We start from the raw sequence: 26,569 nt of genomic DNA on the forward strand, positions 1-26,569 counted from the left end.
AAACCGCGGGAGAAATTGATATTTTCGTTTAATAACAGGCACCTAACACTGAATATCAGAGCAAGTGGAGGCACGAGACGTAAACACTGGGGGGCATGCAACCTAGGCCTGTTGATACCCGCTTAGATCGATTGGGCTAGGCATAAATCTCCGGGGTGGTTTTTGTACACCTTTCAATCTGGCCTGGACGTCGGTTCAAGACATATTTCGCAACCCCCACGCACGGTGCGCGAAATGCCCACCCTACCCAAAGGGTTTATGTGGATGGTTCTGCCAATATCTTGTGGTTAATCATTGTTAATGATATGATAAAAAATACACTTTTTACTGACGAGGGGAAAAATCTGGGGCAGGTGACAAGAGCAGTACCGTGTTATTATACAGTGAGGGGGTACTGTTATGAACCATATAAGCGAGGTGCGGGGAAACCGCACGGAGGGGTTATTTGAACTAAACAAGGCAACGAATAGCGTCATTGCCTTCGTGTCCAAGAACCAGACATTTTCCGAGCGACTTTGTCGGGTCACTGAATCTGAGCTCAATTCAGCGCGGGTCAAACGATTTGACACGGTGCCCGAGGTTGTCGACATGCTGCATCGATGGCACGAGCACCTGAGGCTGGTCATCCTCGACGAGAGCGCGGCGGCCCAGCTTGATATAAACCTCGCGGAATGGATGCGAGCACAGTCCGGCGTGATTTTCGCATGTGCCTACACCGACCCGGAAAAGGTCAGGAAACTCATGTGCGCAAGGGTTTACCCGGATGGCGTCTCAAGCCTGTTTCCCGTCAACATGAATTTCGACTCATGGATTTCGATGTTGAAGCTGTGCCTGGCCGGGCATGCCTATGTGACGCCCGAGCTGATATCGCTGTTCGGGGTGGTGCCCAACGAGGCCGCGAATAACGGGTCCGCCGACCCGATCATGGCACAACCCAAGCCCCAAGAGGACAAGGGCGCGGGTGTGCGCCCACTTCTTGAGCGGCTGACCTGCCGCGAAAGGCAGGTTCTGGAACTCGTCACGCAGGGGCATCAGAACAAGATCATCGCGACCATGCTGACGCTGTCGGAAAACACGGTGAAGCTTCACATACACCATATCATTTCGAAGCTTGGTGTTCACAACCGGACGGAAGCCGCAATCATCTATGCCAAATCCAACACATAGGCGGGGCGCGGATGACAGCACGGAGGCCCTGAACGATATCCTGCTTCGCGTGGGGCAGATGAACTACACATGGACGAACACCGAAAGCCTGTTCATCCATGTGATCGCCGGCCTTGCCGAGGTTGAAAAGGACGTGGCCGTCGTCATTTTCCTGACGCTCAACACAACCAGCGCGCGCCTTGATCTGGTTGACAGGTTGGCCAAGATGGAGCGTACCTCGCCAGAGCAACGCGACAAGATCCTTGAGCTGACCTCGCGATTTCGCAAGGAATCGACCCTGCGAAACAGGTACAATCACTGCATCTATTCCTTCGATCCCGAAGGCGGTCCGCCCAACACGATCATGATGCGCATCGCCGATCGCAAGGACAAGATATTGGTGGGCAAGCAGGAAAAGGCGGATGATCGCGAGATCGCAAATATCGACGCGTCCGTCGCGCGGCTGAGGCAGCTCAACCTGGACATCTGGCAGACCATCGCTGCCTTTGGCTACCCGGTGTGACAGGCGGAGCTGCCGACCCGCAGCCCCCACCGCGCAGGTGCCAACGCGTTTGACCTGGATCGTTTTTTCACGGAACACTTGACGCTAGGATGAGTTTCAATTCCACCTGAAGGCGTGGCTCAAGGATGCCACGCCCAAGAACGGACGGGAATATGGCCCATAAGATTAGCCCCAAGGAATTATCAGCCCACGCCCTTGCCGCGCCGATTGCCGAGGCTGATTTCGATTTCAAAACCACCGACGACCTTGAGGAAATGAAGGACTGGTTCGGGCAGGAGCGAAGCGTCGATGCGATCCGCATGGCGGCCACGATCCAGCACAGCGATTTCAACGCGTTCGTCCTTGGCACCCCCGGCAGTGGGCGGCACACGATCACGCAGTCGATCCTGTCGGACACCGCCAAAGACGCCCCCTGCCCCAGCGACTGGGTCTATGTGAACAACTTCGAGGCCCCGCACAAACCGATCGCGATCGAGTTGCCGCCGGGCGGCGCCAACCGGCTGCGCGCTGCTATGGAAGCGCTGATCGACGAGTTGGCCAATGACATCCCTGCCCTGTTCGAATCGGAAACCTACCGGACGCAGCGGCGATCGATCGAGGACACGTTCACCTCGGGCCACGAAGAGGCCATGAGCGAGGTTTTCGAGAAGGCCCGCACCCGCAAGGTCGCGATCCTGCGCACGCCCATGGGGTTTACCTTTGCCGGGCTGCAAAACGGCGAGGTCATGAGCCAGGAGCAGTACGAGAACCTGTCCGAAGAAGACCGCAAAGCGCTGGAAGAGGCGATAGAAAAGACGCAGAAAGAGCTTTCGGCGGTTCTGCGGGACGTGCCCAAGCAGGAAAAGGACCATCGCCGCAAGATCGAAGAGCTGAATTACTCCATGGCCAGCCAGGGCGTCGATGAGGCGATCGGAGATGTGAAGGAGGCGTTCTCGCAGCACAAGCCGGTGCAGGATTTCCTTGAGGCGGTTCGGGACGACCTGATCGAGAACGCCGAGCTGTTCCTGCAGCGCGAGGATGGCGCAGAGGCCGGGCCATTTCCCGTCGCGACGACAAAGCACTACGCCAAGGCGCAGTTCCAACGCTATACCGTGAACGTCATCGTTGCGCATGACGAGGGCGACACCGGCGCGCCCGTGGTGAAGGAGGATTTGCCGACGCTCGCGAATCTGATCGGACGGATCGAATACGCCTCGCAGATGGGGGCGCTGGTCACCAATTTCACGATGATCAAGCCCGGCGCGCTGCATCGTGCGAATGGCGGGTACCTGATCCTAGACGCGTTGCAGGTTCTGAGCGAGCCGCTGGCGTGGGACGCGCTCAAGCGCAGCCTGCGGGCGGGCGAGATCTCGATCTATTCGCCGGGCGAAAGGCTTAGCATGATCTCGACGGTCTCGCTCGACCCGGACCCTGTGCCGCTGAAGACGCGCGTGATCCTGATTGGCGAGCGCCTGCACTACTACCTGCTGTCGGCGCTCGATCCCGACTTCAAGCATCTGTTCAAGCTTGAGGCCGATTTCAACGACCAGATGCCCTTGGCGGACGACGCGAAAGAGGGGTACGCGCGGCTGATTGCGACGCTGGCCCGGCGCGCGGGGGGCAAGGCGCTGGATACCGGGGCGGTTGCGCGGCTGTTTGGCGAAAGCATGCGCACTACCGGCGACGCGGAGCGGCTGACGCTCAATACCAGCCACCTGTCGGACATCATCAAGGAGGCCGGGTTCTGGGCTGACAAGCGCGATGCCAAGCAGATCGCCCGCGAGGATATCGACAAGGTCATCATCGAACGCGAATACCGCGCCGGACGGGTGCGCGAATTGAGCCAGGAAATGATCCTGCGCGATACCGTGATGATCGACACCGAGGGGCAGCGCGCGGGGCAGATCAATGCCCTATCCGTGATGCAGATCGGCGGCTACATGTTCGGGCGCCCGTCGCGCCTGACCGCGAGGACACGGCCGGGGACCGGCAAGCTGATCGATATCGAGCGCGAGATCGAGTTGGGCGGGCCGCTCCATTCCAAGGGTATGTTGATCCTGCAGGGGTACCTGGCCGCGAGCTATGCCACCAAGGCGCCGATGTCGCTTTGGGCCAGCCTGGTGTTCGAGCAAAGCTATGGCGGTGTCGATGGCGATAGCGCGTCCGCCGCCGAGTTGATCGCGCTGCTATCGTCGCTGGCCGAGGCCCCGATAGATCAGTCGTTTGCGATCACCGGCTCGGTCAACCAATTCGGGGATATTCAACCGATCGGCGGCGTCAACGAAAAGATCGAGGGGTTCTTCGACATCTGCGCCGAACGCGGGCTGAGCGGGCGCCAAGGGGTATTGATCCCAGCCGCAAACACCAAGAACCTGTGCCTGCGCAAACGGGTGATAGATGCCGTCGAGCAGGGCAAGTTCCACATTATCCCGATGCGCACGGTGAACGACGGGCTTGAGGTGCTCACCGGAATGGACGCAGGCGAACGCGGTGAGGACGGCGCATATCCAGAGGGGAGCCTGAACCGGCGCGTCGAGGATCGCTTGTCGGGATTTGCCGATATCCGGAAGACATTCGTTAGCGACGCGCGCCATGGCAACTCAAATGACCGATCCTGAGCACACATCGCGCGGCCCACGGGTGGTTCTGGGCGCGACATGCTATGTCGACGCCGAAGGTGCGCTTTCCCTGGCCGTGGCACTTGCACGCAGCATGAAAGCCGACCTGCACGGGCTCTTGGTGCAGGACGAAGCAATCCTGTCCGCAGCCAACCGCCCACGTGCACAAGCGGTGTCCTACTCCGGCCTGGGCACGACGGGCATCACCGCAGATGCCATGCAGCGAGCATTCGAGGCCGATGCCAGGCGGTTCGAGCAGATGATCACCGCCGCAGCCCGGGCCGCGGCCGTATCGGCGGCGTTCAGGGCCGATGCCGGCGGCTTGGCCGAGGCGTTGCGCCAAACGGCGCGGGCGGGCGACCTTGCGGTGTTCGGCTTTCGGCGTGCCACGCGCGACAGCGGCAGCCTGGTGTTGCTTTTGGGGGAACGAGACGATGCTCCGGAATTCGCGGCGCCCCTAGCGAAGGCCCTTGGCAAGCGGCTGGTATTGCTCAGGTACGGACAGCAGAATGCCACGGTGGCGCATCTTGCGTCCCATGGCACAGGCCCCGAGGCGCTGTTTGCCAACACGGCGCAAACCGTCCTGCGGCATCTTGAACGGCTCAGCCCGGCCGCCGTCATCATGACGGCCTATCACCCGGACATGCCGCCAATCAGCCGCATCATCGACGCCGCCAGATGCCCGGTGATCTTTGCGGCGCCAGCAGACGGGGACGCGGCTGGCGAGGCCTGACGCGCCCCCTTGGCAATCAGCGACGCGATAGCACGCTGGCGGGGCGCGCCTTGTAAAGCGATGCCGTCAGAGCGGCCGCAAGCCCCGCCTTGATCAAGTCGCCGGGGATAAACGGCGCCATCGAGATGGTGGCCTGCTGCACCGTCATGTCCAGCATCGCCGTCATTCCAAGGATACCGGGGATATACAGCACCACGATCCCGCCCAGAACCGCCGCAAGCAGCGCGGCGGGAAAGACCGGCGCCCCGCTCATCCGCTCGGTGATCCGGCCGGTGACGAAGGCCGCGATGGGAAACCCGATGAGAAAGCCCACGGTCGGCCCGGCGAACACGCCCAGCCCGCCGCGCCCGCCCGCCAGCAGCGGCAGGCCAAGCGCCACGAGCCCAAGAAACAACAGCACGGCCAGCGCGCCGCGACGTGCGCCCAGGACCGTGCCGCACAGCATGATCCCCATGCCCTGCGCCGTGATCGGGATGCCCGAGGCCAGCGTGAATTTCGGCACAAGCCCCAACACCGCGATCAATGCGGCAAAGAGGGCGATGAGGGTGATTTGACGTTCCATTTTCGCGTGTCCTTCGTGGTTTGTTGAGGTCTTCAGGGGTCTTGCGGCGCGTTTAGTCCGCCGCGCGCGCGCAGGGCTTCGGCCACATGCTCGGCGTCATCGATGGCACACAGGGTGATCGGCAGTGCCACCTGCCAGCCCACGCGCCTCGCACTGCGCGCGCGCCAGGCGTCGATCAGCTTGTTCGCCTTATCCATAAGGACGGGGATGAAGCGCACCACCAGAACGATGGCAAAGCCCAACGGCGCGGTGTTCAGCCCCGCCCGCCGGAGCGGCGTCAACAGCCACATGACCACGTCGATCAGGTCGTCAAAGCGGGTGGTCATGGTCACCAGGTTGGCCAGCGCCACCGCCGCGACAAGGCGCAGCGCGATGACCGCGCCGGTCATGGCCTGCTGCATGAAGACATGCCACAGAAGGACCAATACCACGAAAAACCAGATCGGTTTCAGCAGGCGCACCCCCTCGCGCAGGAACTGCCACCCCGGCACCAGGTACAGTCCGGCCACAGCCGCCAGCCCGCCGGCCATGGCGACCGGGTTCGGCAGCCAGAACAGCCCCACCGTGGCCCCGCACAGCGCGGCCAGTTTTACCCCGGCGCGCAGCCCGTGATAGGGCGTGCGTATGTCAGAGGTCAGCGTCAGCATCGCCCGCCTCCTTCATCGCACCAAGGTAGGATTGCACCACTTCGGCGGCGCCCCCGTCGCCGGCCACGCGGCCCTCGTCCAACCAGATGGCGCGGTCATACCCGCTCAGGGCGGCGGGGTCGTGGGTGACGTGGATCAGCGTGGCGGGCAGCGCGTCAAGATACCCCGTCAGCGCCCGCGTGGTGGGAATGTCCAGCCCCGAAAACGGCTCGTCCAGCAGGATCACCGACGGCTCCATCGCCAGCACCGCCATCAGGCAAACCAGGTGCCGTTGCCCCTGTGACAGGCTATCGACCGAGCGATCGTGCCACGCCGAACGGCCAAACCGCGCCAGCATCGCGTGCGCGCCGTCGCGCGCGCCTTGCTTGTCGTGGCCAAGCTGTCGCAGGCCAAAGGCAAGTTCCTCTTCGACGGTGGGAAAGATGATCTGGTGATCGGGATTTTGAAACAGGATGCCAACGGTGCGGATCGCCGCCTTGCGGTCGGCGTACACATCCACACCGCCCACGTTCACGGCGCCCGCGTCCGGTGCGATCAGCCCGGCGATCAGGCGCGCCAGCGTCGTTTTGCCCGATCCGTTGCGCCCAATGATGCCAATGCGCCGTTCGGACAGGCGCAGCGTCAGATCGCGCAGGGCCACGCGGCTACCGAAACGGCAGGTTACGCCCGTGATCTCTATGCTTGGCCTGACATCGGCCTGTGCCATCATCGCGCCTTTTCCCCATTGCGGCCCGCGCGCCGAGGGCCGACCTAGCCCGCCTGCATAGCCTGCGCGCCCCCCGCGTGCCAGCCGAAATGCGCCCGCTCAGCGTCCACTCATGATAATCCGGTAGCGCACTTGATCGAAGATCACCGCCAGGATCAAGAGCGCCCCCAGCAACACCATCTGCATGTAGGAGCTGACCTGCGCCAGGTTCATCCCGTTTTGCACCAGCACGATGAAGAACGCACCCAGCACCACGTTTTCCACCCGGCCTATCCCGCCACGCAGGGACACGCCCGCGATCACGCAGGCCGCGATCGACTCAAGCGCGATCGAGCCGCCAAGGTTGGCCTCGCCCGTTTCCACTCGTGCGGTCAGCAAAAGCCCCGTCAGCGACGCGATCAACGCGCACACCAGGTAGGCCAGCAACAGCGTGCGCTTGGTGTTGATGGCAGATAGATGCGCGGCCTTGATGTTGCCGCCCACGGCGTAGATCTGGGTGCCAAACCGGGTGCGCGCCATCAACAGCCACATCACCGCGATGCACGCAAGCGCGATGAGAACCGGCACAGGAAAACCCCATACCCGTCCGAACCCGAACGTGTCGGCAAACGCAAACGGCAGGCCCGATACCGGCACACCGCCGGTCAGGAACAGGGCAAAGCCCGCCCCGACCGAGGACACGCCAAGCGTCATGATGAAGGGGGACACATCGAAAAAGGCCACGCCGATGCCGTTCACCAGACCAACCATCAGCGCCGCCCCGAACCCCAGGCACGAGCCCAGCAAAATGGCCAGCCAGATCGCATCGGGGAAAAGGCCCGACAGCCACACCATCCCCATTGCCGACACGACAGAGGTCAGCGCGATCGCGGTGCCGACCGACAAGTCGAACCCGCCCGTGACCAGCGCCAGCATCTGTCCCATGGACACCAGCACCAGGTAAACCGATTGCCGCGCCACGTTGATCAGGTTCTGCCCGGTCAGGAACTTGGACGACAGCACGGTAAAGATCACCAATGCCGCCAGCAGAAAGAACGGCAGGACGCCGACCTTTACGAACAGCCGGGTGATCCATGCCTTTGCGCCAGTCGATTGGATGTCTGAACTCATTGTGTCGCTCCGCTTTCATCGAAGAAGTGTTTGAGGATGTTCTCCTCGGTCATCTCGTCGCCGCTCAACTCGGCGGTCAGTGCGCCATGCGCCATCACGATCATCCGGTGCGCCAGGTGCATGACCTCGGGCAGGTCGGATGAAATCACGACCACGGCCTTGCCCGCTTCGGCCAATTCCTTGATCAACAGGTAAAGCGCCGCGCGCGTTCCCATGTCCACGCCGACGGTTGGCTCGTCGAGGATGTAGATATCGGCGTCCTGCCCAAAGCATTTGCCGAACAGCACCTTTTGCTGGTTGCCGCCCGAGAGTTGCGAAACCAGCTTGTTGCGATACCCCTCGTGCAGTTCCACGTGATCGGCGATTCGGGTGCTGGCGTCGCGGACCGCGGGCCAGTTGATCAGGCCAGTGCCGCCACGCCCGCCCATCACGAGATTGACCGCCAGGTTGTCATTTGCAGTGCGCAGCAGGTCCAGCCCCTCGGCCTTGCGGTCGGGTGACAGGTAATACATGCCCTGCCGGATGATCTGGCGCGTGGGGGCATGGGTGATGTCAACGCCCCTTAGCGTGACACGCCCTCCCAGCCGCGGCGCCACGCCCATCATCGCCCGAAAGAGCCGCGACTTGCCGCAGCCCACCAGCCCAGCAACGCCAAGGATTTCACCAGGGCGAATTTCGACATCCGCCGCGTGCACGCCGCTGGTGCGCAGGCCCTCGGCGCGCAGCAGAACCTCGCCGGGCTTGTGTTCGATATGCGGGTAGATCTCGGAGATCGCGCGCCCGGTCATCATCTCGACCAGCGCGTCATCGTCGGTCTCGTCCATCGCCACGGTGCCGATCCTGGCCCCGTCGCGCAGCACCGTCACCCGGTCGGCGATGCGGACGAATTCCTGCATCCGGTGCGAGATGTAGATGATGCCGACCCCGCGCGCCTTGAGCGTCTTGATGAAATCAAACAGGTGATCCACCTCGCGGTCGGTTAGCGACGCGGTCGGCTCGTCCAGGATCAGCACCGACAGATCGCCATGAAACGCCTTGGTGATCTCGACCATCTGCTGACGTGCGCGCGACAGGCGGCCTGTGATCTCGGTCGGGTCGATGTCGAAATCCAGTTCCTCGAACATCTCGGCGGCGCGGCGCCGCATCTCGCGGTGATCCACGAAGGGGCCCTTCATCGGCTCCCAACCGAGAAATATGTTCTCGGCCACAGTCAGCGTAGGGATCAGCGAAAATTCCTGAAAAACGGTGTATATCCCCTTGGCCTGCGCATCGGCGACAGAGCTGAGGCGCAGCGGCTGACCATTCAGCTCGATCGTGCCGCCGCTTGGGGTATTGGCCCCGGCGAGCATCGAGATCAGCGTCGATTTGCCCGCGCCGTTTTCACCGAACAGAACATGCACTTCGCCGGGGTTCAGATCGAAATCGACCGCGTCGAGCGCCAGAACGCCCGGGTATTGCTTGGTCAGCCCATTGGTGCGGATCAGCGGTTGGGTTGGCATGGTGAAATCTCCGGGAAATGCGGGCCGGGGCCGCTTGGGCGGCCCCGGCCTATGATCACGCGCTATGGATCAATCCACCGAAAAGACAGGGCGGAACCCGTCAGGCGGCAGGATGTTCTGGCGCGGCACATCGTTGATGTTCTCGGGATCGACCACAAAGATCTTGGGGCCGACGTGCTTGGTGTATTCCTTCTCTTCGAGAATACGCACGGCCTGGTCCACGGCGATCCGGCCCTGAACAACCATCGAATCCGCAGGCGCGGCCAGGATGAAGCCCCGCTGAATGCCGGTGTAGACCCCTGGCGTCATGTAGAAGGCCAGCAGATCGACCTCGCCTTTCAGGCCGCGCTCGCGGATCACGCCCTGCGCCGCCTCGGCGGTCACGGCGGTGCCCGCGAGGTAGCGCACGTCGGGGTTGGCCTGCAGCACGTCCTCGACCAGCTTCAACTGGGTTTCCTTGCCCGTGTCGCCAAAGCGCGGCTCCAGGACCTCGACGGCCGAGCCTTCGACGGCAGCCATGAAGCCCTCATGCGCGGCCTCGACCCAACCAGCGCCGGCCGGCCCGGGGAACCAACCCACCTTGACCGGATCGGATCCAGCGGGATGCTTGGCGGCCAGGTAGTTGCCGGTTTCCGCCCCCATGGTGCGGAACGACACCAGCGATTTGGCCGCGATGTCCGCCGACGAGACGCCGTTGATGACGTCGATCACCGGAATGCCCTTGCCCGCGGCCTCGGCGATCACGTTGTTGAGCCCTTCATAGGAAATCGCGCCGATGATCACCGCATCGGCCCCGCCCGAGACGCAATCCTCGATCTGGCTGATCTGGCGGCTCAGCTCGGTATAGCCGCCGGCCTCGACCACGTTCAGCTTGACGCCAAGGCGCTTGGCCTCGTCCACCACGCCGTAGTCAACGCCCAACCAATAGGCATCTTTCATATGCGGGAAGGAAACGCAGATGTTCCAGGGCTGCGCGGCGCTCTCCAGCGGCGTGTAGGTGACTGCGTTGACCTCGCCATCGGCACTGAACGGTGGCACCACTTCCTCGGCGGGATAGGGATACCAGGCGTCCTGCGCCATCGCGCCGGCGGGCAAGGCCGTGGCCAGCGTCAGCGCGGTTACCAGTTTCAGGGTCTTGTTCATTGTTTTGACCTCCTTGTCAGATCAGGTTTGTTGAGCAGGGCGCGGCTGCGCCCCGCCGAGATGCGGCTGTTAACCCAGCTCTTCGCGAATTTTCTGAATGGTGACTTTGCGCTCGGCGCGCGCGGCCAAGGCGGTATCCATGTCCACGTTGACGAATTTTACCTGCGTGTTGGGCTGCAACTGCCCGATCAAGTCCATGTCCGCCGAGATGATCGCGCCAAGGGTGAAATACCCCCCGCCCGACACCGCATCGCGGTGCAGCACGATGGGTTCCGTCCCGCCCGGCACCTGGATCGAGCCGTAGGAATAGCACCCGTCCACGATATTCGAGGGGTCCGCCCCCGCGCCAAAGGGCTGCTCGCGCTCCACGAATTCCAGCGGGCGCCCCCCCTTGAAACGGTATCCCATACGGTCGGCCTCGGCCGCGACGGTCCAGGTATCCTCGAAAAACTGCTGCCCGGCGGTATCGGTCAGGCGGTACCAGTAGAGGCCCGTCAGAACGCGCAGCTCGGCCGGGTTGGCCGGCCCGCGCCGCAGGGCGGCGGGCACGCGGCGCCCCTCGGCCACCAGCGGCGCATCGCCAACCGGCAATTCGTCGCCCGGCTGCACCGCGCGCCCATCCACGCCGCCAAGCGCGCCGATGGGATAGGTGGACCGGCTGCCCAGATCAGGCTCGGTCGTGATGCCGCCCGACACTGCGATATAAATCCGCGCGCCCGATTGCAGGAACCCAAAGCTCAGGATCTGCCCCGCCTTCACGGTGAACGCGGTCCAGGTCCCGCGCGCCTCGCCATCGACCATCACGGGCATCTCGGCGCCGGTCACGGCGACGCTGGCGTCGCGTGTGAACTCGATCTCGGGGCCCATGAACACGGCCTCCAGGCCCGCGGCGCCCTCGGGGTTGCCGACCAGCATGTTGGCCGCGCGCATCGACAGGCGGTCCATCGCGCCCCCCTCGGGGATGCCAAGGTGGAAATAGCCGGGACGGCCCATATCCTGAATGGTGGTGGCGAGGCCGGATTTGACAATCTTAAGCGTCATTGAGTGCCTCCATCAGCTTGGCGTTGTAGCCGGTCATGTCCTTGTTGAACTCTTCCAGGTTGAACTCCACCTCGGCCACGCGCGGGGTCCAGGTGTTGGCCTCGACTTCTGACAGGATGCGGTCGTACTCGGCCCGGTCGATCGGCCGCCACTTGACGATGTCGCCGGGTTTGAAGAACACGAGGAAATCGCGCAGGTACGACACCTCCTGTTTGGGGTCGTAGATGGTCATCGGGGTGATGCCGAACATCTGGTATCCGCCCGCCCCCCGGACCGAATAGACGCAGGAAAAGCTGCCGCCATAGCCCACGGTCTGCTTGGGCGTGTCGGTGCGCGGCCGTAGGTACTTGGGCACCTGGATCTGCTTTTCGCGCTCGACCAGTTGATAGAGAAACGGCAGGCCCGACACGAAACCCACCATCGACACGAACCACGGCTGCGCATGGTGCGCCTCGATGAACGCCTCGACGCTGTCATAGCCGTTGATCCGCGCGGCATAGTCCAGATCGGTACCGTTCGGGTCCTGGTGCCGCTCGCGAAAGCGCATCACCGTCTCATGCGTCCACGGGTCCTGGTAGTAGACCGGCACTTCGACAATCCGGGTGGTCAGGCGCTTTTCGGCCTTGTCCGCCGTATGCTCGAGCTCCTGGATCCGCTTGAGCATCTCCAACGGCGCGGTGACGTCGGGATCAAAGCGAACCTGGAACGATGCGTTGGCCGGGCAAATCTCGGTCACGCCGGGGATGTCGGCCTCGCGGACGGCGTTCGACATGGACAGGGACTTGAAGAACGCCTCAAGCGACATCTCCTCGTCCATCTCCACGTAGACATGCTCATCTCCGCCGTATGTGTAACGTGTCTTCACGATGCACCTCCTGTTGCTGCAAGGGGGGTCAGGTTTCCGGCATCCAGCCACGGCTCCAGCCATTGGGTGTGGAACGTGCCCGCTTGCACTTGCGGATCGTCCGCCAGCGCCAGATGCAGGGGAATCGTCGTCTTGAGGCCCTCGACCCCGAAGGCCCGCAACGCGCCGCGCAGGCGGGTGATGGCGTCAGGGCGGTCGGCCCCGTGGGCAATCACTTTGCCGATCAGCGAGTCGTAGAACGGCGGGATTTGGTAGCCCTCGTAGAGGCAGTGATCGACGCGGATGCCTTCGCCCTCGGGCAGGCGCAGCGCGCCGACCTGGCCGGGGAACGGCATGAACTGCATCAGGGGGTCTTCGGCGTTGATCCGCACCTCGATCGCGTGGCCGTGCACCTTGATCTGGTCCTGCGTCAGGCGCAGCGGCTCGCCGCCGGCGATGCGGAGCATCTCCTGCACCAGATCGACGCCGGTGATCATCTCGGTCACGGGGTGCTCGACCTGGATGCGGGTGTTCATTTCGATGAAGAAGAACTCGTTGCTGGCCTCGTCATATAGGAACTCCAGCGTGCCCGCGCCGCTGTAGCTCACGGCCTCGGCCAGAGCCACCGCCGAGGCGCACAGCGCCTGGCGCGTCTCCTCGTCCAGGCAGACCGCTCCGGCCTCTTCCCAGACCTTCTGCCGCCGCCGCTGGAGCGAGCATTCGCGCTCATAGCAGTGCACCGCGCGGCTGCCATCACCGAGGATCTGCACCTCGATATGGCGCGGATTGCGCACCACGCGCTCCAGGTACAGGCCGCCATCGCCAAAGGCGGCTTGCGCCTCGGCCTGGGCCTGCGGCGCAAGCTTGCGCAGCTCGTCCTCGGTGTCAGCGATGCGGATGCCGCGCCCGCCGCCGCCCGCGGCGGCCTTGATCATCACCGGGTAGCCCACGGTCGCGGCCACCTGCGCAGCCTCGTCCACGCCATCGATCCGCCCTTTCGAGCCGGGCACGACGGGCGTTCCCGCCGCCTCGGCGGCCTGCCGGGCCGCCACCTTGTCGCCCATCCGCTCGATCGTATCGGCCGACGGGCCGACATAGGTGATCCCGGCCGCCTCAAGCGCGCGGGCAAAACGCGGGCTTTCAGACAGAAAGCCATAGCCCGGATGCACCGCGTCGGCGCCCGCCTTTTGTGCGGCTGCCACAACCCGATCCACGTTCAGGTACGAGTCCCTCGCCGCCGCTGGGCCGATGCACACCGCCTCGTCGGCCAGCTTGACCGCCAGCATGTCGGCATCGGCCTCGGAATGGGCCTGAATGGTGTGGATGCCTAGGGCTTGCGCGGCCCGAATGACCCGCACGGCAATCTCACCGCGATTGGCTATGAAAAGGCGTTCAATGGCCATGGCTCAGGCGTCCACCGTCGCCAGGACCTGACCGGCGGTCACCGCGGCCTCGTTCTCGGTGACATAGCCGCCGAAGGTGCCAGCGGCCTCGGCTTTGACCTCGATAAAGGTTTTCATCACCTCGATCAGCCCGATCACGTCCCCCACGGCCACGGCATCGCCCTTGGCCTTGTAGGGGGCATCATTGGGCGATGGCCGGTGATAAAAGGTTCCGGGGAGCGGGGTTTGAACGTCTGACATGGTCTCTTGTCCTCCTGTCGGTCTGTTGTCTCAGCTTGCGTTTTCCAGGACCGTCGCGGCCGGCGTGACGGTGATGCCGTTGTCGATCAGCCCCTTGCGGATGGCGCGCCCCATTTCCAACGCGCCGGGCGTGTCGGAATGGAAGCAAATCGATTCGAACTCGATATCGATATCGTTGCCCTCGACCGTGCGAACGCGGCCCTCCTTGCAGGCGCGCACGCATTTCTCGGCTATCGCTTGCGGATCGGGGCGGGTCACTTGCCGCTTGAACACGATCGAGCCGCTATCGTCATAGTCGCGATCCGCGTAAAACTCGCGCACCACCGGATGGCCAAGCCGCCTGGCCATCTCGTAGGTCTTGGATATGCCCATGCAAAAGATGATCGTGTCGCTGCTGATCTTTTGCAGCGTGTCCACCATCAACTGCGACAACCCCTCGTTCACGGCCGCCTCCATGTACAGCGCGCCGTGGGGTTTGACGTGCTGCAAGGGTATGCCGTGGCGGCGGCCGAATTCGCGTATCGCACCGACCTGGTAGACGATGTCGTTGACCAGCTCCTCGGAGCTGGTGCGGATGTAGCGGCGGCCAAAGCCCTGCAGGTCGCGATAGCCGGGATGCGCCCCGAGGCCGACGCCGTATTGCTGCGCCAGCTTCACCACCCGATCCATCGAGTTGGGATCGCCCGCATGGAACCCGGCCGCGATATTGGCCGAGCTGATCAGGGACATGAGCTCTTCGTCCGGCGCTTCGCCCAGAACCCACTGGCCAAAGCCTTCGCCCATGTCGCAATTCAGATCGACCGCTGTCTTCATATCGAGATCCCCGCATTTGAGTTGCTCAAAGGATCACCGCGAAAGGATTAACTTGTAAATTTCTAATATTTGCTCATACTGTATAGAAAAATCAGAACGCAAAGCGAAATCACGACCCCACTAAGAGACTGAAATATTTGAACTTGCATGACTTTTGAACGTTTCGCGTCCTTCAGTATCTGATTTCGTGATATCACGTGATCTGACATTCGTTATCCAAGGGTAAAAAATGAGCGCATCATGAACTTCCGTCATCTCAAGTATTTCGTGGCCACCGCTGAATCAGGACAGGTCAGCCGCGCCGCGACTGCGCTGTCGATCTCGCAGTCGGCGATCACCACGGCGATCCGCGATCTGGAAACCGAACTGGGTGCCGATCTGTTCCAAAGGTCGGCGCACGGCATGGAAATGACCGATGCCGGACGCGAGTTCCTGTCCTCGGCGCAGGATATCCTTGCCAAGGTGGAAAAGGCCAAGAACCTGACGCATCGGCGCTCAACGGTGGAGGGCGTGATCTCGATCGCGGCGACCTATACGGTGATCGGCTATTTCCTTCCCTACCACCTTGACCGCCTTGCGCATCTCTATCCCGGCATTGATATCCGCATCAGCGAGCTGAACCGCGAAAGCATCGAGGAAGGGCTTCTGTCGAACCGCTTTGACCTTGCCGTGGTTCTGACCTCGAACCTCGCCAACCCCGAGATCGAGACCGAAACACTTCTGCGGTCCACGCGGCGGCTCTGGGTGCCGTCGAACCACCGTTTTCACCGCGCGGGCAAGGCGAGTTTCGCCGACATCGCCCAAGAGGATTACATCATGCTCACCGTGGACGAAGCGGCACACACCACCATGAAATACTGGTCGGCGACCAATTTCCAACCCAAGGTGAAACTGCGCACCGCCTCGGTCGAGGCCGTGCGCTCGATGGTGGCCAACGGCAAGGGGGTCACCATCTTGTCGGATATGGTGTATCGGCCCTGGTCGCTGGAAGGCAAACGCATCGGCACCGCCACCACCACGCTTGAGATTCCGTCGATGGATGTGGGGCTTGCGTGGCGGCGCGGCACCCCGGTCACCGGGCCACTGGCGCTGGTGCACGACTATTTCCGCGAATCCTTTGTCGGGCCGCAAAGCTGGCTCACCGGATCGCGGCCCTGACATCCACTTTCCGCCAACGCCGCGCCATGGGACCACGGGAAGATTGGCGAAAACCATCCGGGGAAGTAAGCGGGGCAAGTGGCGGAGAGAGAGTCCGCTCCTGCTTTGCCGCACCTCAAAATCACCAAATTAAATCAATAGCTTGCAAATCTACGTTGTCAGATTTGTGGACAACAATGTGGACAAGCGTTTCTGCGAACTCTCGAATCAGAACAGTCCAATTCCCTGAAATGAAAGCCGCCGCCCCGAGGGCAATCGGAGCGGCGGCAATCTGTATTTCGTGTGACAGCGAGAACCCTCAGCCCCCGACCCGAGAAAACCCGAAGGAGAGACTTCCATGTCAAAGATAATACCCCTTAATCCCCCGGAAAACAACCCGAACATGGCCGCCGCGCTTCAATTGGCCGAGGCCGGATACCCCGTTTTCCCGGTGTCCCAGGCTCGCAAGCCCCTGGTGCGCTGGAAGGACGCCGCGTCCGACGATCCCGCCCAGGTGCGGCGCTGGTGGAGCAAGTGGCCGGACGCCATGCCCGCCATGCCGACGGGCTCCAGAAGCGGTGTGAGCGTCCTGGACATCGACCGCAAGAATGGGAAGGACGGCTACGCCGAGCTTCGCAAGATCGGGCTCGACCCGGACGCCCTCAGCCATGTGCGGGTGCAGACCCCGAGCGGTGGTGAGCACATCTATTTCCAGCACCCGAGGGGGCTCAGGAACTCGGCGTCGGAGATCGCCCCTGGCCTCGACGTGCGGGGCGATGGCGGCTACGTCCATGCCCTCGGCGCTGTCAACGGCTCCGGTGTCTTCGAAGCCCTCGACACGCACCTTGCAGACGACGTGCTCGGCCTGCCGGGATGGCCGGAGACGCTTCGGCAGGTGCGCCGCGAGGCCGAGCCTGCCCCGAGCCCGAAGGCCCCGGACGCGACCAACGATGATCTGTCCTGGGCGCGGCAGGAGCTTGACGACGTGTGCGCCGAACTGGCCGCCGCCGAGCCTGGCGGGCGCAACCATGACCTCAACCGCGCGGCGCATCGCCTGGGCGGTATCGAAGCCATTGGGCTCCTGGACGCCCAGGAGATCGGCTATCGGCTCCTGGCCGCCTGCGCCGCGAACGGGCTCTTGCGGGAAGACGGCAAGGAAGCCTGCCGCGCCACCATCAACAGCGGGCGGAAGAGCGGACGCGAGAGTCCACGCTATCCCCCAGACCCGCCCGTCACCGACGACGATTTCGAAGACCTTCGCACCGAAGAGGATTTCGAAGACCCGGACGAATGGGCGGCCTTTGTCCTCGGCCAGCCGATCCCCGAGCCCTCGGCCAAGAGCAAGACCGGCGGGCTCACCTTCATGTCGCCCGGCGAATGTGAGGAAGAGGCGCGGCGCGGCTATGTGGTCAAGGGGCTGATCGGCCCTGGTCAAATCGGGTGCATCTTCGGCGATCCTGGGGCGGGCAAGAGCCTGATCGCCCCGAACATCGCCTATGCCGTTGCCCAGGGACGCGAGACCTTCGGGATGCGGACCAAGGCCGCGCCCGTCTTCTATGTCGCCGCCGAGGATGAAGCCGGGATGCGGGGGCGCGTCCGCGCGCTCCGGGCCGACCATGGCGAGGCCGACGGCTTCAAGCTGGTGGGCGGCGTCTCCGACCTCTTCCGCAAGGACTCGCCCGACCTCAAGGCGCTGCGCCGGGCCGTGAAGGACCAGCGCCCGAGCCTGATCGTCATCGACACGCTGGCCATGGCCTTCCCTGGGATGGACGAAAACAGCGCCGAGGGCATGGGCCGCGTGGTGGCCGTCGCTCGGGCGCTCACCAAGTGGGGCGCGGCGGTGATCCTGGTCCACCACGGCACCAAGGCCGAGGGGAACACGCCACGCGGCCATAGCCTCTTCAACGGGGCGCTGGACATGGCACTTCACCTGAAAGCGAAGGACCAGGGCGGGATTGTGCGGGGGCACCTCACCAAAAACCGGAACGGTTCCTGCGACCTCGACATCGCGTTCACCATCGACGTTCGCACGTTCGGCCATGATGAAGATGGCGACCCTATCGAAGCGCCCTTTGCCAGTGAGATTTCGTCCGATGCCCTGGCCCGAACGGTTCAACTCTCACCGACCGAACGCGCGGTCATGGCCAACTTCGCGGAACTGGCCAGCGGCGCGGATCACGTCGAACGGCAGGGCCTTCGCGACAAGTGCCTATCGGACGGGGCGGTTTCATCTGCGGAGAATCCGGCCAGCCGCAAGGACACGTTCAACCGCGCTCTGCGGTCTCTGGCGCAGAAAGGCGTGCTGGAAGTCGGGACCGACCAAGTGGGGCTGGTCAATCCTGGGGGCGTTTTTGACGACGATTTCGAAGACCTGGAAGATGAAGGGGCAGAGCAATGAGACCGAGACAGACCGAGACCAAGGCGAGACAAGTCTCGATTGTCTCACCACGGCATGGCTGCGGAGACCGAGACAGACCGAGACCACACCCTTTAGGGTGGTCTCGCTGTCTGGTCTCGCTGCCCCGCGCTCCGCATCTCTGGAAATCTCTGGAGTTTCCCAGAACCGCAGGGACAGGGGGCGGCGGGGGCGGGTCCCTCCTGGAGTTGGCGTGTCGCGGGGGGCGCGGAGCCCCGGCATTTCGCTCACTCCAGAAATTTCCAGAAATAGAATCCAACTCTGGAGTGGTTGACTCATGAAAACCCAAATGAACGACCCCGAAGACCTCCTTGGCTTCGATTGGCCCGCGCCGGACAACTCTGAAACGGTGAGCGCCGCCGATCTGTCCCAATGGCTCAACCTGTCGCCCGCGCGCATCCACGCCCTGGCCCGCGAAGGCGTGATTCCGAGACATGACGGGCGTTTCGAACTGCGCCCCGCGATCCTCGCCTATGTGGAGCATCTGCGGGCGGGGCAGAAAGGCCGCCTGACCAGCAACCCGGACCTGGCCGAACAGAAGCTCCGGCTCGCCACGGCCAACGCCGAGAAAGTCGAGATCGCGAACGCCAAGGCGCGGGGCGAACTCCTGGACGCCCGGCAGGTCGCGCATGAATGGCGGGCCGTGGTGGTCGACCTTCGGGCCGCTGTCCTGGCGATCCCGAGCCGCGTGACCGCGCGCCTGGGGCTCGACCGAAAGGCGACACAAGCCCTCGACAACGAAATCCGAGATGCCATGGAGACGATTGCCGATGACCGTTGATCCCCGTTTCGCTGATCTGCGCCGCGAGGCGCTGGAAGCCTTCCGCCCGCCCGCCAAGCTGCGCCTCTCCGACTGGATCGAGTCCAGCGTCTTCCTGCCTTCCAGCCTGGCCGCGCAGCCTGGGCGTATGCGTCTCTGGAAGCCGCAAAGAGAGATTGCCGACTCCATCGGCGACGATACGGTCGAGCGCGTCACGATCCTGAAATCGGCCCGCGTCGGTGCGACCCAACTCATGGTCGGCGCGCTCGGGCATTTCGTCCATAACGACCCGTCGCCGGTCCTCTGCACCGTCCCGGCAGAGGCCGACGCGCGGCACCTCATGGTGAGCGTGGTGGAACCGACCTTCAACGAGTCTCCGGCGCTGCGGGCCGCCCTGACAACAGATGCCTCGGGCCGCGACGTGCTCTTGCACCGGCATTTCGCGGGCGGATCACTGTCCATCGTCTCGGCGCGCGCGCCCCGCAACCTTCGCGCCCGCACGGCGCGGGTTCTCTTCGCCGACGAAATCGACGCCTATGAACTCAGCGCCGGGGTGGAGGGCGATCCCGTCGACCTAGCGATCCGGCGGACGATGACCTTCGGCAATCGGCGGATCGTCCTGGCCTCGACTCCCGTCGACGCCGAGACCAGCCGGATTCTGCGGGCCTATGAACAATCCGACAAGCGGGTCTTCGAAGTGCCCTGTCCGGGGTGCGGGGATTTCCATGAGATCGTCTGGGCGGACATCCGGTGGGACGCGGACAAGCCCGAGACCGCGCATTGGGTATGCCCGTCTTGCGGGTCGGTGGTGGAGGATCACCAGAAGCCGCCCATGGTCGCAGAGGGCCGCTGGAGGGCCACAGCGCCCCAGGTGGAGGGGCACCGGGGATACAAGCTCACGTCCCTGACCTCGACCCTGCCGAACGCCTCCTGGCCGCGCCTGGCCGCCGAGTTTGTGCAGGCCAAGCGGAGCCCGACTACTCTCAAGCCCTGGCTGAACACCGTCCTGGGCGAGCCCTGGAGGGGCGAGGGCGACGACCTGGACGCGACCGACCTCGGGGCACTCCAGCGCCCGTTCTCGCTCGACTCCGTGCCTCCTGACGCGCTCCTGGTCACCGTAGGGGCCGACGTGCAGGCGGATCGCATCGAAGCGACATTCGTCGCCTGGACACGCGACGGGGACATGCGCGTGCTCGGCCATGAGGCCGTCTGGGGCGCACCGACCGAGAACGAAACCTGGGCCGAGGTTGACGACCTCTTGCGGCGTCAATTCCATCACCCTGCCGGGGGGCTCCTGACGGTCGACGCGGCGGTCATCGACTCCGGGAATTGGGCCGATCATGTCTATGCGTTCTGTCGCCCCCGTGCCGCTCGCCGTGTCCTGGCGGGCAAGGGGGTGGCGGGGTTCTCTCGCCCGTCTCTGGCGTTCTCCACAAGCCGCAAGCTCCGGCTCGGGCTGGTCGGTATCGACGGCATAAAGCAACAGCTTCACCAGCGCCTCGCCCATGGCGAGACGATCCTGTTTTCCGAGGCCCTAGGCGGGGATTACTTCGACCAGATACGGGCCGAGCGGCTGGTGACGAAATTCAGCCGGGGGCACTCGGTGCGGAGATGGGAAGTCATCAGCGGGCGGCGCAATGAGGCCCTCGACACCCTGGTCTATGCCTTCGCGGCCCGCCAACTTGTCGGCGTTGACCTGGAGCGGCGTGAGGCTGATCTGTCGCGCGTGACCGGGCCGACGAAAGCCGCTACGGTGGTCAAGAGCAAGTGGCTGACAGGTCAGCCCTTTTAATTTGTAGGAGATTATGGTGCTCTCACTGCGCGGGTGCAGAAACAGATTATTGAGGAGTCGTAGCGTTGTTTAATTATCTCGCCACAGAGGAATACGCGATTGCGCAACTAATGGCCCCCGTTTGGTTAATTGCCGCGTTTGTAATATTCAAAAGATTGGGCGGATTTCCCAGCAGAATTTCCAGGCTCCGTTATTGGTCTTTGGTCATGACAACCGGCCTTCTGGTTGGCGGCTGCCTACCGGCTTTCTGGATACTGTCTGGAATTGAGCCGAATCTTGGTCTTGCTTTCCTTGGCATAGTTGTCCTGATTGGTGGTTCTGTGGGCGCATGGCTAGCCTTGGCGCGAACAAATGATATGGGCAACGAAGGACCTGCTCTTGCGGCTTTCAGTTGGTTCCCATTGGTCAATTTATTCACAATTTTCGGCACACCAAAGGACAAGGAGTTTTCAAGCCCCACTTGGGGGCACTTCGTAAAACGATTTTTTGCAGCCTTCGCCCTACCACTGCTGACCTTTGGGCTTTTGGTGGTGATTTACATCTTGCTGGCGGATCGCATGTTGATCGCTCAAGCTAAAAACCCGGAAGTTTCCCGTGAATTTGTGCGATCTCAAATCGTTGAAAATGTTCAAGCTGGCGCACCTATTCAGTTGGACCGAACCACTACACTGGTTGGCGCAGAAAATTTGGAAGGCACGGTTTTCTACGTTTACGAAATCACCGATGAAATCATTTCGTCTGGTCAAGAATCATTTTTGAGTTGGTCGTCAGAACAACAAATACCAAGCCTCTGCTCAGAAGGCACTCTGATGGAGTTTGAAAGAAATGGGATTGATGTCGCCTTGGCCTACCTTGACACTGCCGGAGAAGTGTTCGCGGTCATCGAACTGGACGCGGCAGATTGCACTTGAGCATACAGATTGAGACGATTGGCGAACTCATGCGGTCACGGGCAGACTAAGCCGAAATCATTCATCGCTGTCGGTCGACCCGCTTGCGGCCTCAAATCCCAAGACCGCCAGCATGGCGATGCGTTCCAGAAGGTGGAAGTTGAACTTGGAGTCCGTCGCGGCGGCGGTGCGGATCGCTTCCACGACTTCAATGGTGGCCGTGTCGTGATCCTCTTGGCGATGCTCGGCGAAGTCGGCGATGATCCGAAGTCCGGCGTCCAAGCCTTGTTCTCGGGCCTCTTCCAGAGGGTCGGTCATAGGGTTCTCCCAGGATTGTAGAAACCGCCCGGAATCTCATTCCTGAGCTTCTTGAGCGCGTGGTAGTGCGCCACGCCCGGTTCCATCCTGTATTCCTTCAAGTGGTATTGGAAGACCTTCTTGAACTTCCGCCGCGTCTTGCGCGGCCAGTGCGGTTCGGGCTCGCCCCACTCGACCTCATCGGCGGGGACGGAGACAAGCCCATCTTCGGTCAGATCGAACACAATCGCTCGGGGCATTTGCGTGACTCCTGAATGTAGGGGTTTGGGGTGTCCGGGGGCGGGCACGCCGCCCCCGGACCTGTCAGGAAAGGACAAGCATCTATGACGATCAGATGCCCACCCTACATAGCCTATCAACATTCAATCCGCAAGCATATGATACAAGAAAAGGTGCGACTAAACTATTGATAGACAACAGTAAACACGGAGTTGAGTGACCATCTTAGGCCCTTTCGTCATCTTGTGAGCGGTTCGTTTGTCGGTTATGTTCTGGGAATACCGCAGCCTGGAGAACGACAACATGACCCACCAAATGAGCCTTCGCGAACAAGCGGATTTCACCGCCGATCTGGACGGAATCGCCGACGATGAAGGGCGCAAGGCCGTCTTCAATCGCTTCCGCACGATCCGGGACAACGGAGCTATCGCGCCCGATCTGCCGACCGACTCGGGGCGCGCTGGCGCATATTCCATGGTGGCGGTCTGTGGCGCACGGCTGGTCTACACGACCTATGAGACCGCTCGGCGCGCGGACGTTTCCGTCCTTCTGGGCCGTTGGCTGGCCGAACGCCCGCTGGACCCGTCCGCCGATGCCCCCGTCGGGAAAACCTACCAGCCGCCGAGCCGGATCGAGTCCATTGTGCGCCGTGTGCAGGCGGGTGAGGCCGTCACGCTCACTGTAGAGCATCGCCGATTGATCCAGCCCGGCCTTTCCTGGGGCTTCATCCTGTCCGAGCCCCCGGCAGAGTCCGAGCTTGCCGAGGCCGCTCGAATGGTTCGGGATGAAAAGCGCCGCGCCTCGCATGAGGTCCGCGCCTCAATCGTCCTGCCCGTCTCCGATCTGATCCGCCCCGTCCTCGACAAGCTTGGGGGCGAATGATGCGACTTCCCCGTCTCCTGTCCTCTTGGCGTGGGAACCGTCGCGCCGAACCGCCCGCCCAAACTCGGAGCTTCGACGCCCAGAGCGGGCGGCGGTTCGGCGCGCGGGCCAACTATGCCAGTCACGGGCCGGAGACGCAGGCGGCGGGTCCGACCATCCGAGCCCGAGCCCGGCACGCCTATGCGAACAATGGCTACATCCGCAACGGCGTGAACGCCATTGTGGCCGAGGCCGTGGGGGCCGGTATCGAAGCGACCTCGGCGCACCCCGACTTGACGATCCGTGCCGAGATCGACTCGGCGTTCCTGGACGCGGCGGCGCGGATTGACGCCGAGGGGCGCACCGATCTGCGGGGCCTCATGTCTGCGGCGGTGCAAGCCGAGATTGTCGACGGCGAAGCGTTCTTCATCCTGGAGGACCGAGGCGGGCGTGCCGTGCTACGCCAGCTTCCCGCCGAGTTTGTAGACGAGTCGATGACGACCGAGCTTTCGGGCGGCGGATACATCGTCGCCGGTATCGAGTTTTCCGCCCTGGGCGAGCGCGTGGCCTTCCACATCCGGCCCGCACGCCCGACCGATCTATTCCCGACCGCGCGCGAGGCGATCCGGGTTCCCGCCGAAGACGTGTTGCACATCTTCCGCCCGCTCGGGCCTGGGCAGGTGCGGGGCGTGTCGCAACTCGCTTCCATCCTCCTGACGGTCAATGAGTTTGACCAGCTTCAAGACGCGCTTCTGGTCGGTGCCAAGGTGGCCGCGATGCACACCGGCTTTGTCACCGACGTGAACAACCTGGGCGGCGCAGGCGAAGGGTTCTCCGATGCCGACGCGCTCGGCGACATCAGCCTGGAGCCCGGCACCATGCGGGTTCTGCCCGGCGGCCTGGACGTGAAATTCAACACCCCGGAGCAAGCCAAGGACGGAATCAGCTTCGCCAAGCTCACCCTCGGGCAGATTGCCGCTGGCCTGGGCGTGCCTCAACACCTAGTCGACGGCGATCTGACGGGGGCGAACTATTCGAGCCTCCGCGCGGGCCTCCTGCCGTTTCGGGCCAAGGTCGAACAATTCGTCTATCACACCTTGGTTCCCCAATTCCTCGACCCCGTGTTCCGGCGCGTCATCACCGACGAATATCTGGCCGGACGCCTGGAGCTTCCCGACCTGACGCCCGCCTTGCGTGTCGAATGGCTGGCCCCGCGCCCGATGCAGGTCGACCCGGCCAAGGATGCCCAGGCCGTGCGGGAACTCCTGTCCATGGGGCTCACAAGCCGTCGTCAGGCCGTCGCCTCGCTTGGCTGGAACGTCGACCGACTCGACGCCGAGATCGCGGCGGATCGTGAACGCGAGCGCGCCCTTGGCCTGAACTTCACAGACAAGGAATCCAGCGATGACGAATGACCTCCTGCACCGTGACGCCCGGACCCGCCCAAACTCATTCGACCCCGAGACTCGAACGGTTTCGGCGGTCATCGCGACCCCTACGCCCGTGCCGCGCCGGGACGCTCGGGGGCCGTTCTTCGAAGTCCTGACGGCTGACACGCTCGACCTGTCAGCGTCCGAAAGCCTTCCCGTCCTCGACTCACATCGAACCGCGTCGGTTCGAGACCAGCTTGGGCGGGTTCGGTCCATCGCCCAGGAGGACGGCAACATCGTGGCCGTCCTGGAGATCACGTCCGCCGAAGATGCCGCCCCCGTGGTGCAGCGGATCGCGGACGGGACCGTCACCGGAGTCAGCATCGGCTACCGCGTGGCGGGATGGACCGAAAAGACCACGCCAGAGGGGCGCGTGAAGACCCCGACCCGCTGGCACATCACCGAGGTCACCTTGACCTCATCCCCGGCGGACCCGTCCGCCAGAATCCGGCAGAAAGGAAACGACATGCCCGACACGACCCCCGAAACGGTTTCGCCGGAAGCGGCGGAACAGACCCGGCGCAGCGACATTCGCACGCTGGTGCGCGAAGCCCAGCTTGGTCCCGAGATCGCTGACGACCTCATCGACGCGGGGGCAGACATGACCCGTGCCAAGGCCGAGGTCTATGACGCGGTGCAGGAGCGCCGTCGCTCGGCCCCGATCATTCGCACCCACACGGCGCAGAACGATGACCCGGCGGTCATTACCCGTCGTCAATCGGATGCTCTGGCAACCCGCATGGCGGGCGGTGAGTGCCCCGAGGATGCCCGGCAATACCTGGGCTTGACCATGCGGGACGTGGCGACGGAAAGCCTCCAGCGGGCCGGTGTTTCGACCCGTGGCATGAGCGCCGACGAGGTGTTCACCCGTGCCGCTGCCCACACCACGTCCGACTTCCCGCTCCTGGTATCGAACGCCATGGGCAAGGTTGCGCTGGACAGCTACCGGGCCGCCGAAAGCCCGCTCAAGACCCTCTGCCGTCAGCGCACGCTGCCGAACTTCAAGGAGTCCACAGCGATCCGCCTGGGCGAAATGGGGCGGCTGGAAGAGATCGCCGAAAATGGCGAGATCACCCACACGTCGCGGGCCGAGAACGGCGAAACCATGCGCCTCAAGACCTTCGCGCGCGGCGTCACCGTTTCCCGGAATCTCTTGATTGACGATGACCTGGGGATGCTCGGCGACACGACCGCTGCCCTTGGCGAAGCCGCTGCTCAGACCGAGGCCGACATTCTGGTCGACCTCATCACCAGCAACCCGAACTTGTCGGACGGCACGGCAGTGTTCGACGCCAGCCGGAGCAACATCGGTTCCGCCGCTGCGCCGTCTGTGTTCGCACTCACGGCGGCACGGCAGGCCATGCGGACCCGCACCGGCCTGGACGGGAAGACCATCATCAGCGCCACCCCGCGCTATGTTCTGGTGCCTGCCGATCTGGAGACCGAGGCCGAACAGGTTCTCGCCACCATCCAGCCGAACGCCACCAGCGACGTGAACCCGTTCGGCGGCAAGCTCACGCTTCTGGTCGAGCCCCGGCTTCCGGCGGACACCTGGTATGTGTTCGCGGACACCGCCCGACTTGCGGCGATGCAATACGCCTACCTCTCCAGCGCCCAGGGTGTGCAAATCCAGCGCACCGAGGCGTGGGATACGCTCGGGATGAAATTCCGGGCCTTCCTCGACTTCGGCGCGGGCTGGCTCGACTGGCGGGCGGCTCACCAGGTGCCGGGGGCGTAAC

At 63.3% G+C, this 26,569-nt stretch carries 25 protein-coding genes; 12 read left to right on the plus strand and 13 right to left on the minus strand.

The window, feature by feature from the left end; translation table 11 throughout:
* Positions 1-399: 399 nt before the first annotated feature.
* The 4 genes from G568_RS20570 to G568_RS0108785 all read left to right on the plus strand — a co-directional run bounded on the left by G568_RS20570 (position 400) and on the right by G568_RS0108785 (position 4,999).
* The gene (locus tag G568_RS20570) at positions 400-1,167 is read left to right on the plus strand and encodes a response regulator transcription factor (RefSeq protein ID WP_084627369.1); all 768 of its coding nucleotides are present in this window, start codon (positions 400-402) and stop codon (positions 1,165-1,167) included.
* Entirely contained in the window at positions 1,148-1,669 is a 522-nt protein-coding gene (locus G568_RS0108775; protein ID WP_051202882.1) for a hypothetical protein, read from the plus strand. Before G568_RS20570 ends, G568_RS0108775 begins: the two co-directional genes overlap by 20 nt.
* 152 nt (positions 1,670-1,821) lie before the next feature.
* On the plus strand, positions 1,822-4,266 hold the full coding sequence (locus G568_RS0108780) for a Lon protease family protein (protein ID WP_026757669.1): 2,445 nt from the start codon (positions 1,822-1,824) through the stop codon (positions 4,264-4,266).
* Complete coding sequence (locus G568_RS0108785) at positions 4,253-4,999, plus strand: hypothetical protein (protein ID WP_026757670.1); 747 nt, start codon at positions 4,253-4,255, stop codon at positions 4,997-4,999. The genes G568_RS0108780 and G568_RS0108785 overlap by 14 nt, the downstream gene beginning before the upstream one ends.
* Positions 5,000-5,015: 16 nt before the next feature.
* On the opposite strand, the gene G568_RS0108790 is transcribed toward G568_RS0108785, so the two are convergent.
* From G568_RS0108790 to G568_RS0108840, 11 genes are all read right to left on the minus strand, one after another.
* Positions 5,016-5,561 (minus strand): biotin transporter BioY, encoded by a 546-nt coding sequence (locus G568_RS0108790; RefSeq protein WP_026757671.1) that lies wholly within the window; start codon positions 5,559-5,561, stop codon positions 5,016-5,018.
* A gap of 32 nt (positions 5,562-5,593) precedes the next feature.
* Complete coding sequence (locus tag G568_RS0108795; RefSeq protein WP_026757672.1) at positions 5,594-6,208, minus strand: energy-coupling factor transporter transmembrane component T family protein; 615 nt, start codon at positions 6,206-6,208, stop codon at positions 5,594-5,596.
* Positions 6,189-6,917 carry an energy-coupling factor ABC transporter ATP-binding protein gene (locus G568_RS0108800; RefSeq protein WP_425423403.1) on the minus strand — a complete coding sequence of 243 codons (729 nt, stop codon included), beginning with the start codon at positions 6,915-6,917 and terminating at the stop codon, positions 6,189-6,191. The genes G568_RS0108795 and G568_RS0108800 overlap by 20 nt, the downstream gene beginning before the upstream one ends.
* Before the next feature lie 96 nt (positions 6,918-7,013).
* On the minus strand, positions 7,014-8,024 hold the full coding sequence (locus G568_RS0108805; RefSeq protein ID WP_026757674.1) for an ABC transporter permease: 1,011 nt from the start codon (positions 8,022-8,024) through the stop codon (positions 7,014-7,016).
* Positions 8,021-9,523 carry a sugar ABC transporter ATP-binding protein gene (locus G568_RS0108810; RefSeq protein ID WP_026757675.1) on the minus strand — a complete coding sequence of 501 codons (1,503 nt, stop codon included), beginning with the start codon at positions 9,521-9,523 and terminating at the stop codon, positions 8,021-8,023. Before G568_RS0108810 ends, G568_RS0108805 begins: the two co-directional genes overlap by 4 nt.
* A gap of 69 nt (positions 9,524-9,592) precedes the next feature.
* Entirely contained in the window at positions 9,593-10,666 is a 1,074-nt protein-coding gene (gene torT, locus G568_RS0108815; protein WP_026757676.1) for a TMAO reductase system periplasmic protein TorT, read from the minus strand.
* Positions 10,667-10,735: 69 nt separating this feature from the next.
* The gene (locus G568_RS0108820) at positions 10,736-11,707 is read right to left on the minus strand and encodes a 5-oxoprolinase subunit C family protein (RefSeq protein ID WP_026757677.1); all 972 of its coding nucleotides are present in this window, start codon (positions 11,705-11,707) and stop codon (positions 10,736-10,738) included.
* A complete protein-coding gene (locus G568_RS0108825) occupies positions 11,697-12,572 on the minus strand; it encodes a 5-oxoprolinase subunit B family protein (protein WP_026757678.1) in 876 nt (291 codons plus the stop codon). Before G568_RS0108825 ends, G568_RS0108820 begins: the two co-directional genes overlap by 11 nt.
* Positions 12,569-13,954: an acetyl-CoA carboxylase biotin carboxylase subunit gene (locus G568_RS0108830; protein WP_026757679.1), complete on the minus strand. Its 1,386-nt coding sequence runs from the start codon at positions 13,952-13,954 to the stop codon at positions 12,569-12,571. The genes G568_RS0108825 and G568_RS0108830 overlap by 4 nt, the downstream gene beginning before the upstream one ends.
* 3 nt (positions 13,955-13,957) lie before the next feature.
* Positions 13,958-14,194: an acetyl-CoA carboxylase gene (locus tag G568_RS0108835; RefSeq protein ID WP_026757680.1), complete on the minus strand. Its 237-nt coding sequence runs from the start codon at positions 14,192-14,194 to the stop codon at positions 13,958-13,960.
* A 30-nt stretch (positions 14,195-14,224) separates the two neighbouring features.
* Entirely contained in the window at positions 14,225-15,007 is a 783-nt protein-coding gene (locus G568_RS0108840) for a 5-oxoprolinase subunit PxpA (protein ID WP_026757681.1), read from the minus strand.
* A gap of 240 nt (positions 15,008-15,247) precedes the next feature.
* Between G568_RS0108840 and G568_RS0108845 the strand changes: the two genes are divergently transcribed.
* From G568_RS0108845 to G568_RS0108865, 5 genes are all read left to right on the plus strand, one after another.
* Entirely contained in the window at positions 15,248-16,165 is a 918-nt protein-coding gene (locus G568_RS0108845; RefSeq protein WP_026757682.1) for a LysR family transcriptional regulator, read from the plus strand.
* 337 nt (positions 16,166-16,502) lie between these two features.
* A complete protein-coding gene (locus G568_RS19690; protein WP_084627370.1) occupies positions 16,503-18,542 on the plus strand; it encodes an AAA family ATPase in 2,040 nt (679 codons plus the stop codon).
* Between the two features lie 307 nt (positions 18,543-18,849).
* The gene (locus tag G568_RS0108855; RefSeq protein ID WP_157084345.1) at positions 18,850-19,341 is read left to right on the plus strand and encodes a hypothetical protein; all 492 of its coding nucleotides are present in this window, start codon (positions 18,850-18,852) and stop codon (positions 19,339-19,341) included.
* Complete coding sequence (locus G568_RS0108860; protein WP_026757684.1) at positions 19,331-21,112, plus strand: phage terminase large subunit family protein; 1,782 nt, start codon at positions 19,331-19,333, stop codon at positions 21,110-21,112. The genes G568_RS0108855 and G568_RS0108860 overlap by 11 nt, the downstream gene beginning before the upstream one ends.
* 65 nt (positions 21,113-21,177) lie before the next feature.
* Positions 21,178-22,023, plus strand: a complete 846-nt coding sequence (locus G568_RS0108865) for a hypothetical protein (RefSeq protein WP_157084347.1) — start codon at positions 21,178-21,180, stop codon at positions 22,021-22,023.
* A 57-nt stretch (positions 22,024-22,080) separates the two neighbouring features.
* On the opposite strand, the gene G568_RS0108870 is transcribed toward G568_RS0108865, so the two are convergent.
* Together G568_RS0108870 and G568_RS0108875 are read right to left on the minus strand one after the other, a co-directional pair.
* Positions 22,081-22,320, minus strand: a complete 240-nt coding sequence (locus G568_RS0108870) for a hypothetical protein (protein WP_026757686.1) — start codon at positions 22,318-22,320, stop codon at positions 22,081-22,083.
* Entirely contained in the window at positions 22,317-22,559 is a 243-nt protein-coding gene (locus G568_RS0108875) for a hypothetical protein (protein WP_026757687.1), read from the minus strand. Before G568_RS0108875 ends, G568_RS0108870 begins: the two co-directional genes overlap by 4 nt.
* A 283-nt stretch (positions 22,560-22,842) precedes the next feature.
* Between G568_RS0108875 and G568_RS0108880 the strand changes: the two genes are divergently transcribed.
* From G568_RS0108880 to G568_RS0108890, 3 genes are read left to right on the plus strand one after another with little or no spacing between them, the layout of a single operon-like run.
* Complete coding sequence (locus G568_RS0108880) at positions 22,843-23,421, plus strand: hypothetical protein (RefSeq protein WP_157084349.1); 579 nt, start codon at positions 22,843-22,845, stop codon at positions 23,419-23,421.
* The gene (locus G568_RS0108885; protein WP_211222248.1) at positions 23,418-24,815 is read left to right on the plus strand and encodes a phage portal protein; all 1,398 of its coding nucleotides are present in this window, start codon (positions 23,418-23,420) and stop codon (positions 24,813-24,815) included. Before G568_RS0108880 ends, G568_RS0108885 begins: the two co-directional genes overlap by 4 nt.
* Positions 24,805-26,568, plus strand: coding sequence for a prohead protease/major capsid protein fusion protein (locus G568_RS0108890; protein WP_037373912.1), 1,764 nt, complete (start codon positions 24,805-24,807; stop codon positions 26,566-26,568). Before G568_RS0108885 ends, G568_RS0108890 begins: the two co-directional genes overlap by 11 nt.
* The last annotated feature ends 1 nt before the right edge of the window (position 26,569 follow it).

The sequence above is a fragment of the Sediminimonas qiaohouensis DSM 21189 genome (assembly GCF_000423645.1).
GTDB lineage: Bacteria > Pseudomonadota > Alphaproteobacteria > Rhodobacterales > Rhodobacteraceae > Sediminimonas > Sediminimonas qiaohouensis.